This window comes from Cellulomonas sp. P1_G12_2 (genome assembly GCF_056405535.1).
Genome location: NZ_JBFUBX010000002.1, coordinates 582,567 through 598,799, shown reverse-complemented (window position 1 = coordinate 598,799; position 16,233 = coordinate 582,567). Strand labels below are relative to the sequence as shown.

The window sequence follows — 16,233 nt, the reverse complement described above, 5'->3', positions numbered from 1 at the left end:
CCTGCGCCGGGCCGGGCGAGCCGGACATACTTGCGTCCATGTCACGCAGCGCCAGGGCCGGCGGTCGCGCCGAGGTCCTCGGCGTCTCGACCGGTTCCATCCCCGCCTACCAGCGCACGCTCGCGCACCTGACGGTCCGCGCGCGGCTGCTCACCGCGGTGCTCATGCTCTCCGCGCTCACCGTGATGATCGCGGGGGGCACGGCGTTCGCGCTGCAGGCCGCGGAGACTGACGCCCGGATGGACAACTCGCTGTCCCGAGCGGTCGCTGCCCTGCGCAACGTGCAGGCCAAGGAGGACCCGACCACGGAGCTGGCGTTCGCCAACGTGAGCGACGTGCTCAAGCAAGGGGTCCGCAGCCGCGTCCCTGGCAACAACGAGGGCGTCCTCACACTCATCGACGGGGACCCGAAGTGGAAGCCCGCCGTGGAGACCAGGTCGGTCCGGCTCGAGCAGGACCCCGAGCTGGTCGCGATGCTGGCCGAGCTGACCGCCGACACACCGTCGCTGCCCCGCACCGTGGGCACCTCGATCACGCAGTACCGGCTCATCGCCGTGCCGGTCCTGCTCCCAGGCGACCCCGGCACGGGGATGTTCGTCGTCGCGTTCGACCGGTCGGCGGAGATGTCGAGCCTGCGTCGGACGTTCCTCACCTACTCCGCGGTCGGGCTCGCCGCCCTCGCCGTCATCGCGGTCGTCGCGTGGTTCGTCGTCGGCCGGCTGCTGCGGCCCATCCGGCTCCTGCGCGAGACCACCCACCGCATCACCGAGTCCGACCTGTCGCAGCGCATCGCCGTGACCGGCAAGGACGACCTGTCGAACCTCGCCCGGACGGTGAACGCGATGCTCGGCCGGCTCGAGCGGGCGTTCGGGTCGCAGCGCGAGCTCCTCGACGACGTCGGCCACGAGCTGCGCACACCGCTCACCATCGTCCGCGGTCACCTCGAGCTGCTGGACCCCGACGACCCCGACGACGTCCGCGCCACGCAGGCGCTGGCCCTCGACGAGCTGGACCGCATGCAGCGGCTGGTGGACGACCTCATGACACTCGCCACCGCGGACCGGCCCGACTTCGTCCGGTACGCGCCCACCGACGTCGGCCGGCTCACGGACGACGTGCACGAGAAGGCGCGCGGGCTCGGCGACCGGCACTGGGTGGTGGCCGCCCGCGCGGACGTCACCGTCCAGCTGGACGCGCAGCGCATCACGCAGGCGTGGCTGCAGCTGCTCGCGAACGCGTACCGGTACTCGGACCCGTGGTCGACGGTGCGCCTGGGCAGCGAGGTGGCCGACGACCGCCTGCTCCTGTGGGTGCGGGACGAGGGTCCGGGCGTCCCGCCGGACGAGGCGGACCGCATCTTCGAACGGTTCCATCGCGGTCAGGCCGACCGCCTCTCGCACGGCGCCGGGCTGGGTCTGCCGATCGTCGCAGCGATCGCACACGCCCATCACGGCCGTGTGTTCGTGGAGCATCCACCGGCTAACGTCGGGCGCGGCGCAGTCTTCGTGCTGGACCTGCCGGCCGTCGACCTCGTGGACGGCGAACCCCGACCTGTCCCGGAGCTGGTGGAGTACCTATGACGCACATCCTCATCGCGGAGGACGAGGAGCGCATCGCCGCGTTCGTCGCCAAGGGCCTGCGTGCCTCCGGCTTCGAGACGAGCGCGGTGACCTCGGGCGAGGAGGCTCTGGCGACGGTGCAGTCGGGCGGCATCGACCTGCTCATCCTGGACCTGGGCCTGGTCGACATCGACGGGTTCGAGGTCCTGCGGCGACTGCGCGCGGCCGGGGAGACGGTCCCGGTCATCGTGCTGACCGCGCGGTCGTCCGTGACGGACACGGTCACCGGGCTGGAGTCCGGGGCCGACGACTACATGGCCAAGCCGTTCCGGTTCGAGGAGCTGCTCGCCCGCGTGCGGCTGCGGCTGCGGGCACACGGAGTGGCCACGGGTGAGGCGTCGGTGCTCAAGCACGGTGCTCTCCAGCTGGACCTGCGGACGCGGCGGATCAAGGTGGGCACGCACGAGGTGGACCTGTCGGCGCGGGAGTTCGCGCTGGCCGAGACGTTCCTGCGGCACCCCGGAGACGTGCTCACGCGTGAGCGCCTGCTGTCGGAGGTGTGGGGCTTCGACTTCGACCCGGGCTCCAACGTGGTCGACGTGTACGTGCGGTACCTGCGACGCAAGGTCGGCGCCGAGCACTTCGACACCGTCCGCGGCGTGGGGTACCGGCTGATCGACGCGACCGCGGCAGGCGTGTGAGCCGGGACCTCGCGCTTCTGCCGAAGGCGCACCTGCACCTGCACTTCACCGGGTCCATGCGGATCTCCACGCTGGCCGAGCTGGCCACGCTCCACGGGATCCGGCTCCCGGCCGCCCTCCTCGACGCGGATCCCCTGCACGTGCCCGCCGACGAGCGCGGGTGGTTCCGGTTCCAGCGGCTGTACGACGCCGCGCGGGCGTGCGTGCGTGGCGAGGCCGACATGCGCCGGATCGTCGCGGAGGCCGCCGAGGACGACGCGCGCGAGGGGTCCGGCAGGCTCGAGATCCAGGTGGACCCCACGTCCTACGCGCCCTTCGTCGGCGGTCTGACGCCCGCGCTCGAGATCGTGCTGGACGCGGCGCGCGAGGCGTCCGCGGCCACCGGGGTCGACATCGGGGTCATCGTGGCGGCGTCACGCATGCGGCACCCGCTCGAGGCCCGGACCCTCGCGCGCCTGGCCGCGACGCACGCCGGCGACGGACCCGGGCAGGTGGTCGGCTTCGGCCTCTCGAACGACGAGCGCCGCGGCGAGACCCCCGAGTTCGCCGCCGCGTTCGCGATCGCCCGCCGGGCCGGCCTGGCCTCCGTCCCGCACGGTGGCGAGCTGCTCGGTCCCGCGCACGTGGAGGACGTCGTCGGGCACCTGCACCCCGACCGGCTCGGGCACGGCGTCCGGTCCGCCGAGGACCCCCGGGTGCTCGAGCGCGTGGTCGAGGAAGGTGTGGCGCTGGAGGTCTGCCCGGCGTCGAACGTGTCGCTCGGCGTGTACGCGACCGCCGCCGACGTCCCCCTGCGCGCGCTCGTGGACGCGGGCGCGACCGTGGCGCTGGGCGCCGACGACCCGCTCCTGTTCCTCTCGCGGCTGGTGGACCAGTACGCGATCGCGCGAGACGTGCACGGGTTCTCCGACGACGAGCTCGCGGGCCTGGCGCGGTCGTCCATCCGGGCCAGCCGCGCCGCCGACGACGTGCGCGCACGCCTGCTCGCCGGGGTGGACGCGTGGCTGGCCTCTTGACCCGGACGCCAGACTGCGGCATTGTGTCAATCAATTGATTCATTGACACAAAGGAGTTCGGGATGCCCGTCCTCGTCCCCGTGCTGTTCCTCCTGGTGGTGCTCGCGATCGGCGCGGCCCTGCGGCCGACCCGGACCGTCGGACCGGTCAGCCCGTCCGACGCGTGGCTGACCGCCGCCCGGCACGCCGGTCGTGTCTCCGCGAGCGCCTGGACCGGGCTCGTGGCAGCACCGCTGCTGGTCGGCGTCGCGGTGGTCCCTGCGCTGCGGGGCCTGACGACCGGGCTCGTCATGGGTCTGCTCCCCGCGGCCGGCGGCGCGGCGTTCCTTGCGGTGCACGCGATCGGGGAGCTCACCTGGCCGCGGCCGACGGGTGCCGTCCGCCGTGCGGCGCTCAGCCGCCGAGGGCTCCGGGACATCGCGCCGACCGGCCCGGCCGTCCTGGTCCTCAGCTGGTCGGGTGCGCTCCTCGTGCTCCTCACGGTCTGCGCGATCGTCGCGACGGACGACGGGCGCGCCCTGCCCTGGCGCCACGGCCCGGACATCACCAGCGCGGCCGGCCCGTTCCCCGGCTGGTTCTACGGACGCTGGATCCTCCTCGCGGTCGCGGTCCTGCTGATCGGCTGCGTCGCCGTCCTGCGACTGGTCGCGCGCCGGCCCGCGGTGAGTGACGCCTCCGCCGACGACGACACGGCCCTGCGTCGGCTCTCGGCACGCCGGGTGCTGGGAGGTGTCCAGCTGGTGCTCGGCTGGACGCTCGCCGGGTGCTTGGGTGTCGCGAGCGCCGCGCTGCGCGGGGCGCAGGGCGGCTCGGTCGACGACGTGCCCCTTGCTGACCCCGTCGCCGTGGCCGTCGCCCTCGTCGGGACGCTCGTGGCGGTCGCCGTGGCGGTGACGTCCGCGGTCGTCGCCGGGCAGTCCGCCGTCCGCGCTCGAAGCGCCGCCGAACGGCAGCCTCTGGTCGGGACGGCGACGCAGGCGCGCGCGTCATGACCGCCGAGCTCGAGGTCGACCTCACCTCCGGAGTCCCCGCGTTCGAGCAGATCCGCGCGCAGGTGGTCGCGCACGTGGCCGCGGGTCGGCTCGTCGCGGGCGACCGGCTGCCGACGATCCGTGCGCTGGCCACTGATCTCGGGCTCGCCGCCGGCACGGTGGCGCGTGCGTTCCGCGAGCTGGAGGCGGAGGGGGTCGTCGAGACGCGCCGCCGCGCGGGGACGGTCATCGCGGAGGGTGCGTCCGTGCCGACGGACATCGCGCGGCGCGCTGCCGAGACGTACGTGACCGCGGTGCGCGCGGCCGGGCTGACCGACGACGAGGCGCTCGTGCTCGTGCACGGCGCCCTGCTCGGGCGGCAGAGCGTGACGCGTCAGAGCGCGACGCCCACCAGCACCGGCTCGGGCTCCAGCTCGACGCCGAAGGTGGATCGGACGCCGTCGCGCACCTGACGCGCGAGGGCCAGCAGGTCCTCCGCCTTCGCTCCCCCGCGGTTGGTCAGGGCGAGCGTGTGCTTGGTGGACAGGGTCGCCGGGCCGGGGGCGCCGAAGCCGCGCGAGAACCCGGACCGCTCGATGAGCCACGCGGCGCTGGTCTTCACGCGGGCGTCGTCGGCCGGGAAGCGCGGGGCGTCCTCCGGCAGGGCAGCCGCCTCGGCGGGGCTCAGGTGCGGGTTCGTGAAGAACGAGCCGGCGCTCCACGTGTCGTGGTCCGCGGCGTCGAGCACCATGCCCTTGCGGGCGCGCAGGGCGAGCACGGTGTCGCGCACCTCGGCCAGCGGGGCGCGGCCGCCCACCTCGACCCCCAGCGTGCGGGCGAGCTCGGCGTAGGCGATGGGGCGGGACAGCGAGCCCGGACGGAGCTGGAACGTCACGTCGAGCACCACGTAGCGCGGGGTCGGCGACCAGGGTGCCTGCGGGTCGGCCGGGTCCGCCTCGCGCATCGAGCGCTTCAGCAGCGAGGTGCGGTACCCGAACGCCAGCGTGACCAGGGGCAGCGTGCGGACCTTGCCCCGGCCGCGGTCCCAGACCCGGACCGTCGCGATGCTCTGCGACACCTCCTGACCGTAGGCGCCGACGTTCTGCACGGGCGTCGCGCCGGTCGACCCCGGGATGCCCGAGAGCGTCTCGATCCCGGTCAGCTCCTGCTCGACCGCGTAGCGCACCACGTCGTCCCACGGCGTGCCGGCCGGGACGGTGAGGGTGGCACCGGCGCAGGCGGAGGCGTCCGGCACCTCGATGCCGCTGCGCACGTCCCGCACGACCACCCCGTCGAACCCGTCGTCGGCGACGAGCAGGTTGGAGCCGCCGCCGAGCACGAGCACCGGCTCGGAGTCGGCGTCGGCCGCGCGGACGGCGTCGATCAGCTCGGCCTCGGTCGTCGTCTCCACGTACCGCCGCGGCGCTCCGCCGACCCGGAGGGTGGTGAGGTCCGCGAGGGTGGTGGACGACGGGGCGGTCCGGGCCGGCCAGGTGATCGTCGGAGGGACGGTCGCCGGCGAGCAGTCGGCCGTGCTCAGCTCACTCTGCACGCCCTCAGGCTACGCGGTCCTTCTTCAGGGGCGCGGCGGCGTTGACCACGAGGAGGCCCAGCACGATCGGGGCGATGATGACCAGCAGCGCGTGCCGGTAGCCCACCTGCTGCGCGAACAGCCCGAGCAGCGGCGGACCCGCGAGGAACGCGCTGTACCCGATGGTCGAGACGACGCTGACGCGCTGGGCGGCCCGCAGCGGGTCGTCCGCCGCGGCGCTCATGCCCACGGGGAACCCGAGGGCCGCACCGGCGCCCCACGCCACGATGCCCACGGCCGCCAGCCACAGCGGGTCGGCCAGCCCGAAGATCAGCAGGCCCACGAGCGAGAGCCCGGCACACAGCCGCAGGACCGCGACACGGCCGTACCGGTCCAGCAGCGTGGTGCCGAACCAGCGCATCGCGGTCATCGCCGTGACGAACACCGCGAACGCGATCGCGCCGACCGCGTCCGTCACGTCGAACCCGTCGACCACCGCGAGGCTGACCCAGTCGTTGGCGGACCCCTCGGTGAGCGCCGCCGCGAGCACCACGAGGCCGATGAGCAGCGTGCGGGGCTCGAGCCACGCCGCCAGGGCACCCCGTGCACCCGTCTGCGGGCGGTCGCCCGCGTGCCGGACCTCGGGCTCGTCGGCGGTCGGCAGGAACACCCGGACCGCGAACGCGACGCCGATCACCGACAGGACGACCGCGATCGGGATGTGCACGACGACGGGGACGTGCAGCCCGGCCGCGACGGCGGCGACCCCGGCGGCGGCGACCGTCCCGAACGAGAACCCGGCGTGGTACCGCGGCATGACGGTCCGGCCGAGGTGCTGCTCGACGGCCGCGCCCTCGACGTTCATCGACGCGTCCCACACACCGGTGCCGACGCCGAAGAGGACGAGTCCCAGCCCGACGACCAGCACCTGGCCGAGCGCGACGCCGACCGACGCGACGATGAGGCCCGAGGCGTTGAGGATCGCGAACGCGAGCACCGTGCGGCGGGCACCGAGGCGCTCGACCACCATCCCCGACAACGGCAGCGAGAGGAGCGAGCCGACCGAGCCGACGAGGAGCAGCAGGCCCATCTGCGCCGGCGAGAAGTCGAGCCCGTCACGGATGGCCGGCAGGCGCGCGGCCCAGCTGGCGAAGTTGAACCCGTTGAGGAAGAAGACGGCGAAGACGGCGATCGACGCCCGTTCGACCGCCCGCGAGGCGCGTCCGGGCACGCTCGGGAGCGTCAGCTCGTCGTCGTGTCCCGCTGGCGTCGTCATCGGCCCTCCGGTGCTCATGATGTCGTCCGTTCCATGGTCAGGGCACGCGCAGGGGTCGGCGACGCGGGCTGCGCTGCGTGCGAGGGGTGTGGTGGTCGGTGTGCCGGGCCACGATCGCGCCGTACGGGTCCGGGTCCGCGTCGGCGAGGTGCGCGAGCGGCTCGTCGTGGTGACGCACGGGAGCGTCCTCGTTCGACGCCGGCTCCGGCGCGACACGGTGGGCCAGCAGCACGCTCGCCACCATCGCGACCGCGATGAGCACCAGGGCGTGGCGGGCACCGGCGGAGGCGGCGGCGATCCCGAGCAGCGGCGGCGCCGCGATGGAGGCGACCGAGGCGAACGCCGACACGACCGCCACCCGTCCGGCGGCCCGCATCGGGTCGTCGGACGCGGCCGCGATGCCCACGGGCACGGCGAGCGCGGCACCGAAGCCCCAGAGCACGATCCCGACGCCGGCGAGCGCGAAGCCGGGCGCGAACCCGAAGAGCAGCAGCCCGACGACCGACACGGTTCCCGAGACGCGCAGGACGGCCACGCGTCCGAACCGGTCGATCACGCGCGTGCCGAGAAGCCGGACGAGGGTCATGGCGCCGACGAACACCGCGAGCATCGCGCCGCCGACGGCCTCGGTCTGGTCGAATCCGTCGACGACCGCCAGGGACAGCCAGTCRTTGGCCGACCCCTCGGACAGCGCGGCCGCCATGACGACGACTCCGATCAGCAGGGTGCGCGGCTCGCGCCAGGAGTCGAGCGCGCTCGCGATGCGGCGGCGCCGGCCCATGGTCACCGCGCCGGGGACCGCGCGATGGGGCGTGCGAGGACGGTCCCCCGGCGCGTCGGGCAGGACGAGCCCGCGCAGCGAGGCCAGTCGCCACACGACCGCGAGGACCGCGACGGCGGTGAACTGCACGGCCACCGAGATGCCCAGGTGCGAGGCCGTCGCGCCGAGGGCCGAGCCGGCGACCGCGCCGATCGAGAAGGCGGCGTGGAACTGCGGGATGACCGTGCGGCCCATCGCCCGCTCGATGCGCGCCGACTCCACGTTGAGCGGGACGTTGCCGAGCGCCACCGCGACGCCGTTGAGGAAGATGCCGACGCCGAGCAGGCCGACGGAGCCGACCGAGGGCCCGACGCCCATGAGCACCAGCGCCACGGCGAGGACGGCCGTCGAGGCCACGACCGCCACCGGGCTGCCGAACCGCTGCACGGCGACGCCCGAGACGGTCACGGTGAGCAGCGCGCCGACCGAGCCGACCAGCAGGAGCACCCCGAGCTCGGAGGTGGACAGGTCGAGCAGGTCGCGGACCGTGGGGATGCGGGCGAGCCAGCTGGAGAAGGTGATGCCGGTGAGGGCGAACAGTCCCATGAGGAGCCAGCGGGCTCGACTCAGGGAGGGGGAAGGGTGGCGCACGGGCTTGCTCCGGGGCATCGGGTCGAGCGGCGATCGAATCGATTCGACCAGGCGCCGTCGTCGGTGGTCGAATCGATTTGAGGGTCGCAGCCATTCTGCGGGTACGCTGGCCGCTGCGTCAACCGTGCGCTCGTCACGCGCGTCGCGTGCACCCGGGTGCCGCGGCGCCGATCCGGAGGTCCGACCCCTGTCTCCGCACCGCCCCACCCTGGCCGACGTCGCCGCCGCCGCGCACGTGTCGGTATCGACCGCCTCGCTCGCGTTCTCCGGTGCGGGTCCGATCGCCGCGGCGACGCGCCAGCGCGTGCTCGACGCGGCCGCGGCGCTCGACTACTCCGGTCCGAACCCCCTCGGTCGCCAGCTGCGCCGCGGCCGGTCCGGGATCGTCGGGGTCGTGGTCGGCGACTCCCTCGGCCGCTCGTTCCGGGACCCGGTCTCGATCCAGGTGCTCGACGGGCTGGTCAGCACGCTCGGCCCCCTCGACCTGGGCGTCCTGCTCATCCCCGGCTCGAGCGACCCGGCCGGCCCCGCCGTGGACCCCCTGCTCGAGACCGCCGCGATGGACGTCGCCGTGATCATGTGGGGCGGCACCACCGACGACCCGATGCTCGGGGCGCTGCGGCGGCGCGGGACACCGACCGTGCTCGTCGAGGGTCAGCAGCTGCCGGACGTCGCCTCGGTCGGGATCGACGACCGCGGTGGCATGCGGCAGGCCACCGAGCACCTGCTCGCGCTCGGCCACACGCGGATCGCGTCCGTCACGCTCCCCTTCGACCGCTCCCGCGGCGAGGGGCTCGTCGCGCTCGACCAGATGGACCACCTCAACTGGGAGATCACCCGTCGTCGGCTCACCGGGGTGACCGACGCGGGCGTGACGCCGGTGGCGATCTGGGAGACGCCGGCCTCGCTCGTGGAGCACGGGCGCACCGCCGGGATCGCCCTGCTGTCCACCCCCGACCGCCCGACCGCGATCGCGTGCCAGTCCGACCTGCTGGCGTCGGGCGTGGTGCTCGCCGCGCGCGAGCTCGGGCTGCGCGTGCCGGAGGACGTGTCCGTCAGCGGGTTCGACGGCCTCGACCTGCCGTGGCTCGCACCGGACGTGCTCACCACGGTCGTCCAGCCGCTCGCGGAGAAGGGCGCCGCCATCGGGCACGCCGTCGAGGACTTCCTGGCCGGCGAGGGCCCCTCGCGGCGGGAGCTGCCGGTCAGCCTGCGGATCGGCACGACGACCGGTCCGGCGCCGACCGTCAGCTGAGTCGGACGACCGCCTGCGCCTTGCCGAGCACGCGGACCCCGTCGACCGCGACGGTCAGGTCGATCCGTGCCGTGCCGGCCTCGCTGTCGAGGGCACCGACGACCGCGATCACCTCGACGGTCGCCGCACCCGGGTCGGGCACCGGCACGGGACGCGTGAAGCGCACCTGGTAGTCGAGGATCGCGCCCGGGTCCCCCGCCCAGTCGGCGACGACGCTCGACGCGGCACCCATGGTCCACATGCCGTGCGCGATCACACCGGGCAGACCGACCGAGGTGGCGACACGGTCGTTCCAGTGGATCGGGTTGAAGTCGCCGCTCGCGCCCGCGTACCGGACGAGGCGTGCGCGGTCGACGGTGATCTCGCGGCGGGCGACCTCGTCGCCGACGGCCAGGGCCTCGGTCATGACTCCTCCGGGCGGACGGCCAGGGTGGAGATCACCGTGGTGACGGGCTCGCCGTCCTCGGCCGCGATCTCAGCACGCGTGGTGATCATGGCCAGTCCCGCGCGCACCGTGATCGAGTCGACGTGGAGCACCGTCACCAGACGGTCCCCCGCGTGGATGGGCCGGTGGTGCGTGAACCGCTCGTCGGCGTGCACGACGCGGCTGAAGTCGATCCCGGCGGCGGGGTCCTCGAACAGCTGGGCCTCGGCGCGCTGCGCCACCAGGACGGCAAACGTCGGCGGCGCAATCACGTCGGGATACCCGAGCGCGCGCGCCACCGACGGATCCGTGTGGGCTGCGTGGGAGGCGCCGACCGCGTCGGCGAACTCCTGGAGCTTCTGACGACCTACCTCGTAGGCAGCGGTCGGCGGGTACTGACGACCCGCGTAACCGACGTCGACCGGCATCAGTGCGAGGTCAGCGGGTCTCGCGGTGCAGGGTGTGGCGGTTGTCGCGGGGGCAGAACTTCTTCATCTCGAGACGGTCGGGGTCGTTCCGACGGTTCTTCTTGGTGATGTAGTTCCGCTCCTTGCACTCGGTGCACGCGAGCGTGATCTTCGGACGGACGTCCGAGCTCTTGCTGGCCATGGTCTTGCCACCTCTCGCACCCGGAACGGGATGCATGCGATCTTGTCATTGCGCGCCGGCCGACGCGCAGCTGTGTCACTGGGATGTAGCGGGAGCGGGGATCGAACCCGCGACCTCACGATTATGAGTCGTGCGCTCTAACCACCTGAGCTACCCCGCCTCGGGTGATATCGAGGTGCGACCTGCGTCGCACCCCGAACACACCACAGAGCCCCGAAAGGGAATCGAACCCTTGACCTTCTCCTTACCATGGAGACGCTCTGCCGACTGAGCTATCGGGGCAGCGCGAGCAAGGTTACACGGGCCCACGGGTGCTCGCGAAATCGGCTCCTCGCACCGTGCGCCGACGCGGTTGCCTAAACGATTCATCTCGTGGTCCCCGCCCCTCGCCGCGTGCCACGATCCGGCCCATGCGCCAGCCACGACGCAGCACCGCTGCTGCCCTGCTCCTGTCCGCCACCCTCCTGCTCAGCACCGCCGCGTGCACGGGCGACGACGACGGCGACGACGCACCGACCACGGACGCCGTGACCGTCCCCGCGTGGCCCACCGCGATCGACCCCACGGCCACCACCGAGCAGTTCTGGGTGGTCTGGACCGAGGTCGTGGAGACCGGCGCCGGGGACACGACCACGCTGCAGCCGTCCATCGACTCCCTCGCGGCCCTGGGCTACCCGACCCTGCCGCTGGACCCCGCCTGCCAGAGCGGCGCCGAGGAGCAGCTGGCCGGCCTCACCGGGTACGCGAACCCGCTCGGGGTCGGAGTGGCCTTCGGGTCGGCGCAGGACGCCGGCATGTTCGACACGCTCTACGAGGGCGCGACGGTCTCGATCACCCCCGGCACCTACACCTGCGGCGCCGCGTCCTGACACCCGCGCCCCGCCGGACGAGAATGGGTGTCCAGGCAGAGAGCGGGGCAGCACCATGAGCAGGGCACTGATCGTCGTGGACGTCCAGAACGACTTCTGCGAGGGCGGTTCGCTGGCGGTCACCGGCGGCGCCGAGGTCGCGCGGGCAGTGTCCGCCTACGTGCGCGAGCACGAGGACCGGTACGCCGCGGTCGTCGCCACCCGGGACTGGCACGCACCGCTGCCGGACACCAACGACGGGCACTTCGCCACCGGCGCCGATCCCGACTACGTCACCACCTGGCCCGTGCACTGCGTCGCCGGGACCGTCGGCGCCGAGTACCACCCCGACCTGCACCTGCCCACCGACACCGTCCACGTGCGCAAGGGTCAGAGCCGGCAGGACTACTCCGGGTTCGCCGGTGAGGTCGTCGGCGCCGAGGGTGCCCGGCTGACCGAGGTCCTCACCGCGGCGGGGGTCACGGAGGTGGACGTCGTCGGCCTGGCCACCGACCACTGCGTCACCGCGACCGCCCTGGACGCCCGCGCGGACGGGTTCGACGCGACGGTCCTGGTGGACCTCACGGCCGCCGTGGCCCTGCCCACCACGCTGCGCGCCGCCGCCCGGCTGTCGCAGGGGGGCGTGAGCGTGACGACGGTCGAGCCGCCCGCCTGATCAGCCGCGCAGCGCCAGCGCGAACGGGAGCACGGCCGGCGCACCCGCCTGCCGCAGCTCGCGGGCGGCGACGGTCATGGTCCACCGGCTGTCCACCAGGTCGTCGACGAGCAGCACCGGCCCGGACGGCAGCTGCAGCGCGGACGCGTCGAACCGCCCCCAGACGCCTGCCAGCCGGAACGCGCTGTTGCCCCCCGGCTCCCCGCTCGGACCGCCGTCGCGCGGCGCCAGGGCACCCGCGTACGGCAACCGGCCGATCTCGGCGATACCCCGGGCCAGCGAGTCGACGAGCAGCGGTCGCCGCCGCGACGGCAGGGCGACCACCGCCGCGGGTCGATCGTCCCAGCCCCACTGCGCGAGCACGCGCACGCAGCCGTCGAGCATGGCCCGCGTGACGGGCGCGTCGACCGCGCCGGCCGCGAAGATCTCGCGCAGGGCGGTCCCCCAGCCCAGGTCGGTGAGCCGGGCGAGCGCCCGGCCCTCGACCGCCCGCTCCGACTCGGCGAGGCGACCGCGCACGGGCAGGCCGAGCCGGTCGGCGCCGACCGGCCACTGCACCCGCGGCTCGACAGGCACGCCCACGCGGTCGAGCGAGCGCTCCGCCGAGGCCGTCGCGCCCTCGGCGACGTCCCGCGGGTACCAGGCGCCCGCGCACGAGTCGCAGCGCCCGCACGGCGTCGCGGTCTCGTCGTCGAGGCTGCGCTGCAGGAACTCCATCCGGCAGCCGTCGGTGCGCTCGTACTCGAGCATGTGCTCCTGCTCGGCCTGGCGGGCCGCGGCGATGCGTGCGTAGCGCTCCGCGTCGTAGGTCCACGGCTGCCCGGTGGCCACCCAGCCGCCCTGCACGCGGCGCACGGCACCGTCCACGTCGAGCACCTTGAGCAGCAGCTCCAGCGGGGTGCGGCGGACGTCCACCCGCGCCTCCAGGGCCGGTGTCGACATCGGGCGGTCCGACAGCTCCGCGATCACGCGCTCCGCCCGGTCCTGGTTCGGCATCGAGGCCGTGGCGAAGTACTGCCAGATGTCCGGGTCCTCGGTGCCGGGCAGCAGGAGCACGTCCGCGCTGGCGGTGGCGCGGCCGGCGCGGCCGACCTGCTGGTAGTAGGCGACCGGCGAGGACGGCGCCCCCAGGTGCAGCACCCACCCGAGGTCCGGCTTGTCGAAGCCCATGCCCAGCGCGCTCGTCGCCACCAGCGCCTTGACCTCGTTGGCCTTGAGCGCGGCCTCGGCGGCCTCCCGGTCCGCGGGGTCGGTCTGGCCCGTGTAGGCCCGCACGTCGTGGCCTGCCTCGCGCAGCAGGCGTGCGGTGTCCTGCGCGGCCGCCACGGTGAGCGTGTAGATGATCCCGGACCCCGGGAGGTCACCGAGGTGGCTGAGCAGCCAGGCGAGCCGCGTCCGCGCGTCGGGCAGCCGCAGGACGCCGAGGCGCAGGGACGCCCGGGCGAGCGGTCCGCGGATGGTCAGCACGCCGTCGCCGCCCGAGTCCAGCTGCTCCGCCACGTCGGCGACGACCCGGCTGTTGGCGGTGGCCGTCGTCGCGAGCACCGGCACTCCCGGCGGCATGGTCGCGATGAGGTCCCGCAGACGCCGGTAGTCGGGCCGGAAGTCGTGGCCCCAGTCGCTGATGCAGTGCGCCTCGTCGACCACCAGCATGCCGAGCCGTCGCACCAGGGCCGGCAGCTGGTTCTCCCGGAACGCCGGGTTGTTGAGACGCTCCGGCGAGACGAGCAGCACGTCGACCTCGTCGGCGGCGAGGCGCGCCAGGAGCTCGTCCCACTCGTGCGCGTTGGTCGAGTTGATCGCCACCGCCCGCACCCCGGCACGCTCGGCGGCCGCGACCTGGTCGCGCATCAGGGCCAGCAGCGGCGAGACGAGGACGGTCGGACCGGCACCCCGCTGCCGCAGGAGCATCGTCGCGACGAAGTACACCGCCGACTTGCCCCACCCCGTCCGCTGCACCACGAGCGCACGGCGGCGGTCGTCGACGAGCGTCTCGATGGCCTCGAACTGCCCCTCGTGGAAGTCGGCGGTCGGGTTGCCGACGAGTCGGCGCAGCACGTCGAGGGCGGCGTCACGGGTGGTCTGGGGCACGCGCCCACCCTGCCAGCACTCGCCCACACCAACGACACGACCCCGGGCCGCAGGCGGTCCGGGGTCGTGATCACAACGTGGCGGGTGAGGGATTCGAACCCCCGTAGGCGTTGCCAGCTGATTTACAGTCAGCCCCCTTTGGCCACTCGGGTAACCCGCCGGGGATGCCAGCCGAACGAGAGGACACCCAGGGGGCGAACGCGCGTGCAGCGTGCGGGTGGAAGGATAGCAACACCCGGGCGGTGCTAGCGAAAGCGATGCCGAGCCCGCGCCCCAGTGCCCGTAGCAGCAGGAGGAAACATGGCGAGCGAAGCCTCGTTCGACGTCGTCAGCAAGGTCGACCGCCAGGAGGTGGACAACGCCCTCAACCAGGCCTCGAAGGAGATCGCGCAGCGGTACGACTTCAAGGGCGTCGGGGCGTCGATCGCCTGGAGCGGCGAGAAGATCCTCATGATCGCCAACTCCTCCGAGCGGGTTCTCGCGGTCCTCGACGTGTTCCAGACCAAGCTGATCCGACGCGGCATCTCCCTGAAGTCGCTGGACACCGGCGAGGAGGACACCCCCGAGCCCAAGCCGTCCGGCAAGGAGTACCGCCTCGAGGCCCTCATCAAGGAGGGGCTCAGCAGCGAGACCGCCAAGAAGGTGGCCAAGATCGTCCGCGACGAGGGGCCCAAGGGCATCAAGACGCAGATCCAGGGCGACGAGCTGCGCGTCACGGGCAAGAGCCGCGACGACCTGCAGGCCGTGATCGCGCTGCTCAAGGGCGCCGACGTCGACGCCGACCTGCAGTTCACCAACTACCGCTGACGCCCTCGAGCTCGGTGGTCGGCGCCGAGCTCGGTGGTCGGCGCCGAGCTCGGTGGTTCGAGGCACCGAGCTCCGCGGCAACCACCGCGCTCGGTGCCAGGTCAGTAGCGCGAGATGCCGTCCTGCGGGCCGGCCTGACGCTCGAGGCGGGCGATCCGGTCGGCCATGGGCGGGTGTGTCGAGAACAGCCTCGCCATCCCCGCGCCGCGGAACGGGTTCGCGATCATCAGGTGCGACACGTCCACCAGCTGGCGGTCCTGCGGCAGCGGCCTGGCCCGGGTGCCCATCTCGAGCTTGCGCAGGGCGGACGCGAGCGCCAGCGGGTCGCCGGTGAGCCGGGCCCCGTCCTCGTCGGCGTCGTACTCGCGGGTGCGCGTGATCGCGAGCTGGACCATCATCGCGGCCAGCGGAGCGAGGAACACCAGGAGCAGCCCGGCGATCGGGTTGCCGCCGCGGTCGCGGTCGCTGCCCCCGCCGAAGAAGAGCGCGAACTGCGCGAGCGACGTGATGACGCCCGCCACCGCCGCAGCGACGGACGACGTGAGGATGTCGCGGTTGTAGACGTGCATGAGCTCGTGGCCGAGCACCCCGCGCAGCTCGCGCTCGTCGAGGAGCTGCAGGATGCCCTCGGTGCAGCAGACCGCGGCGTTCTTCGGGTTGCGGCCCGTGGCGAAGGCGTTGGGCGCCGCCGTCGGTGAGATGTACAGACGGGGCATCGGCTGCCGGGCAGCGGTGGAGAGCTCGCGGACGATCCGGTACATCGCCGGCTGCTCGATCTCGCTGACCGGTCGCGCCTTCATGGCGCGGATCGCGATCTTGTCGGAGTTCCAGTAGCTGTACGCGGTCATCACCAGGCCGAGCGCGGTGAACAGCAGCAGGAACTTCGGCGTCCCGCGGCCGAGCAGCCACCCGATGCCGAGCAGCACGGCCCACATCACGCCGAACAGCGCGGCCGTCTTCAAACCGTTGTAGTGCCGGTGACCCATCGTCTCTCTCTCCTCGCAGCAGTGCACCCGTGGAACGCGCGCCACCGCGTCGGGGTTCCCTCGTATCCTGAC

Annotated in this window: 17 protein-coding genes and 3 tRNA genes; 9 read left to right on the top strand and 11 right to left on the bottom strand. The window is 73.5% G+C overall.

Going from position 1 to position 16,233, the window contains the following annotated elements; all coding sequences use genetic code 11:
* Positions 1–38: 38 nt before the first annotated feature.
* From AC1DXT_RS10810 to AC1DXT_RS10790, 5 genes are all read left to right on the top strand, one after another.
* Entirely contained in the window at positions 39–1,580 is a 1,542-nt protein-coding gene (locus tag AC1DXT_RS10810; protein ID WP_477061349.1) for a sensor histidine kinase, read from the top strand.
* Positions 1,577–2,260, top strand: coding sequence for a response regulator transcription factor (locus AC1DXT_RS10805; RefSeq protein WP_477061348.1), 684 nt, complete (start codon positions 1,577–1,579; stop codon positions 2,258–2,260). Before AC1DXT_RS10810 ends, AC1DXT_RS10805 begins: the two co-directional genes overlap by 4 nt.
* On the top strand, positions 2,257–3,276 hold the full coding sequence (locus tag AC1DXT_RS10800) for an adenosine deaminase (RefSeq protein ID WP_477061347.1): 1,020 nt from the start codon (positions 2,257–2,259) through the stop codon (positions 3,274–3,276). Before AC1DXT_RS10805 ends, AC1DXT_RS10800 begins: the two co-directional genes overlap by 4 nt.
* 62 nt (positions 3,277–3,338) lie before the next feature.
* On the top strand, positions 3,339–4,268 hold the full coding sequence (locus tag AC1DXT_RS10795) for a hypothetical protein (RefSeq protein WP_477061346.1): 930 nt from the start codon (positions 3,339–3,341) through the stop codon (positions 4,266–4,268).
* Positions 4,265–4,720 (top strand): GntR family transcriptional regulator, encoded by a 456-nt coding sequence (locus tag AC1DXT_RS10790; protein WP_477061345.1) that lies wholly within the window; start codon positions 4,265–4,267, stop codon positions 4,718–4,720. Before AC1DXT_RS10795 ends, AC1DXT_RS10790 begins: the two co-directional genes overlap by 4 nt.
* Here AC1DXT_RS10790 and AC1DXT_RS10785 read toward each other — a convergent pair.
* From AC1DXT_RS10785 to AC1DXT_RS10775, 3 genes are read right to left on the bottom strand one after another with little or no spacing between them, the layout of a single operon-like run.
* Complete coding sequence (locus tag AC1DXT_RS10785; RefSeq protein ID WP_477061634.1) at positions 4,642–5,745, bottom strand: UDP-N-acetylmuramate dehydrogenase; 1,104 nt, start codon at positions 5,743–5,745, stop codon at positions 4,642–4,644. The two genes, AC1DXT_RS10790 and AC1DXT_RS10785, sit on opposite strands and share 79 nt — an antisense overlap.
* Before the next feature lie 58 nt (positions 5,746–5,803).
* Positions 5,804–7,054 carry an MFS transporter gene (locus AC1DXT_RS10780; RefSeq protein ID WP_477061344.1) on the bottom strand — a complete coding sequence of 417 codons (1,251 nt, stop codon included), beginning with the start codon at positions 7,052–7,054 and terminating at the stop codon, positions 5,804–5,806.
* A gap of 37 nt (positions 7,055–7,091) precedes the next feature.
* The gene (locus AC1DXT_RS10775; RefSeq protein ID WP_477061343.1) at positions 7,092–8,420 is read right to left on the bottom strand and encodes an MFS transporter; all 1,329 of its coding nucleotides are present in this window, start codon (positions 8,418–8,420) and stop codon (positions 7,092–7,094) included.
* Between the two features lie 232 nt (positions 8,421–8,652).
* Here AC1DXT_RS10775 and AC1DXT_RS10770 point away from each other — a divergent pair, with 232 nt between their 5' ends.
* Positions 8,653–9,720: a LacI family DNA-binding transcriptional regulator gene (locus AC1DXT_RS10770; protein ID WP_477061633.1), complete on the top strand. Its 1,068-nt coding sequence runs from the start codon at positions 8,653–8,655 to the stop codon at positions 9,718–9,720.
* Here the strand turns inward: AC1DXT_RS10770 and AC1DXT_RS10765 are convergent.
* From AC1DXT_RS10765 to AC1DXT_RS10745, 5 genes are all read right to left on the bottom strand, one after another.
* A complete protein-coding gene (locus AC1DXT_RS10765) occupies positions 9,713–10,126 on the bottom strand; it encodes a MaoC family dehydratase (RefSeq protein ID WP_477061342.1) in 414 nt (137 codons plus the stop codon). The two genes, AC1DXT_RS10770 and AC1DXT_RS10765, sit on opposite strands and share 8 nt — an antisense overlap.
* Positions 10,123–10,572 (bottom strand): FAS1-like dehydratase domain-containing protein, encoded by a 450-nt coding sequence (locus AC1DXT_RS10760; RefSeq protein WP_477061341.1) that lies wholly within the window; start codon positions 10,570–10,572, stop codon positions 10,123–10,125. Before AC1DXT_RS10760 ends, AC1DXT_RS10765 begins: the two co-directional genes overlap by 4 nt.
* 10 nt (positions 10,573–10,582) lie before the next feature.
* Positions 10,583–10,753 (bottom strand): 50S ribosomal protein L33, encoded by a 171-nt coding sequence (rpmG, locus tag AC1DXT_RS10755; protein ID WP_029290226.1) that lies wholly within the window; start codon positions 10,751–10,753, stop codon positions 10,583–10,585.
* Between the two features lie 86 nt (positions 10,754–10,839).
* Positions 10,840–10,913 (bottom strand) — tRNA-Met (locus AC1DXT_RS10750).
* Between the two features lie 49 nt (positions 10,914–10,962).
* A tRNA-Thr gene (locus AC1DXT_RS10745) sits at positions 10,963–11,035 on the bottom strand.
* 128 nt (positions 11,036–11,163) lie between these two features.
* Here AC1DXT_RS10745 and AC1DXT_RS10740 point away from each other — a divergent pair.
* A complete protein-coding gene (locus AC1DXT_RS10740; RefSeq protein ID WP_477061340.1) occupies positions 11,164–11,622 on the top strand; it encodes a hypothetical protein in 459 nt (152 codons plus the stop codon).
* A gap of 55 nt (positions 11,623–11,677) precedes the next feature.
* Positions 11,678–12,277, top strand: a complete 600-nt coding sequence (locus tag AC1DXT_RS10735; protein WP_477061339.1) for an isochorismatase family protein — start codon at positions 11,678–11,680, stop codon at positions 12,275–12,277.
* On the opposite strand, the gene AC1DXT_RS10730 is transcribed toward AC1DXT_RS10735, so the two are convergent.
* Together AC1DXT_RS10730 and AC1DXT_RS10725 are read right to left on the bottom strand one after the other, a co-directional pair.
* Entirely contained in the window at positions 12,278–14,368 is a 2,091-nt protein-coding gene (locus tag AC1DXT_RS10730) for a DEAD/DEAH box helicase (protein WP_477061338.1), read from the bottom strand.
* Between the two features lie 78 nt (positions 14,369–14,446).
* Positions 14,447–14,528: transfer RNA gene (locus AC1DXT_RS10725), tRNA-Tyr, on the bottom strand.
* Between the two features lie 140 nt (positions 14,529–14,668).
* On the opposite strand from AC1DXT_RS10725, the gene AC1DXT_RS10720 reads away from it, so the two are divergent.
* Positions 14,669–15,175, top strand: coding sequence for a YajQ family cyclic di-GMP-binding protein (locus AC1DXT_RS10720; protein WP_421743517.1), 507 nt, complete (start codon positions 14,669–14,671; stop codon positions 15,173–15,175).
* A 101-nt stretch (positions 15,176–15,276) separates the two neighbouring features.
* Here the strand turns inward: AC1DXT_RS10720 and htpX are convergent, their stop codons facing one another.
* Complete coding sequence (htpX, locus tag AC1DXT_RS10715; protein ID WP_477061337.1) at positions 15,277–16,161, bottom strand: zinc metalloprotease HtpX; 885 nt, start codon at positions 16,159–16,161, stop codon at positions 15,277–15,279.
* Between the last annotated feature and the right edge of the window lie 72 nt (positions 16,162–16,233).

What these genes read in the sequence shown, in the direction of transcription:
- AC1DXT_RS10810 (WP_477061349.1), top strand. Translation starts at nt 39, where the DNA reads ATGTCACGCAGCGCCAGGGCCGGCGGTCGCGCCGAGGTCCTCGGCGTC.
- AC1DXT_RS10805 (WP_477061348.1), top strand. Translation starts at nt 1,577, where the DNA reads ATGACGCACATCCTCATCGCGGAGGACGAGGAGCGCATCGCCGCGTTC.
- AC1DXT_RS10795 (WP_477061346.1), top strand. Translation starts at nt 3,339, where the DNA reads ATGCCCGTCCTCGTCCCCGTGCTGTTCCTCCTGGTGGTGCTCGCGATC.
- AC1DXT_RS10790 (WP_477061345.1), top strand. Translation starts at nt 4,265, where the DNA reads ATGACCGCCGAGCTCGAGGTCGACCTCACCTCCGGAGTCCCCGCGTTC.
- AC1DXT_RS10780 (WP_477061344.1), bottom strand. Translation starts at nt 7,054, where the DNA reads ATGACGACGCCAGCGGGACACGACGACGAGCTGACGCTCCCGAGCGTG.
- AC1DXT_RS10765 (WP_477061342.1), bottom strand. Translation starts at nt 10,126, where the DNA reads ATGACCGAGGCCCTGGCCGTCGGCGACGAGGTCGCCCGCCGCGAGATC.
- AC1DXT_RS10760 (WP_477061341.1), bottom strand. Translation starts at nt 10,572, where the DNA reads ATGCCGGTCGACGTCGGTTACGCGGGTCGTCAGTACCCGCCGACCGCT.
- rpmG (WP_029290226.1), bottom strand. Translation starts at nt 10,753, where the DNA reads ATGGCCAGCAAGAGCTCGGACGTCCGTCCGAAGATCACGCTCGCGTGC.
- AC1DXT_RS10740 (WP_477061340.1), top strand. Translation starts at nt 11,164, where the DNA reads ATGCGCCAGCCACGACGCAGCACCGCTGCTGCCCTGCTCCTGTCCGCC.
- AC1DXT_RS10735 (WP_477061339.1), top strand. Translation starts at nt 11,678, where the DNA reads ATGAGCAGGGCACTGATCGTCGTGGACGTCCAGAACGACTTCTGCGAG.
- AC1DXT_RS10720 (WP_421743517.1), top strand. Translation starts at nt 14,669, where the DNA reads ATGGCGAGCGAAGCCTCGTTCGACGTCGTCAGCAAGGTCGACCGCCAG.
- htpX (WP_477061337.1), bottom strand. Translation starts at nt 16,161, where the DNA reads ATGGGTCACCGGCACTACAACGGTTTGAAGACGGCCGCGCTGTTCGGC.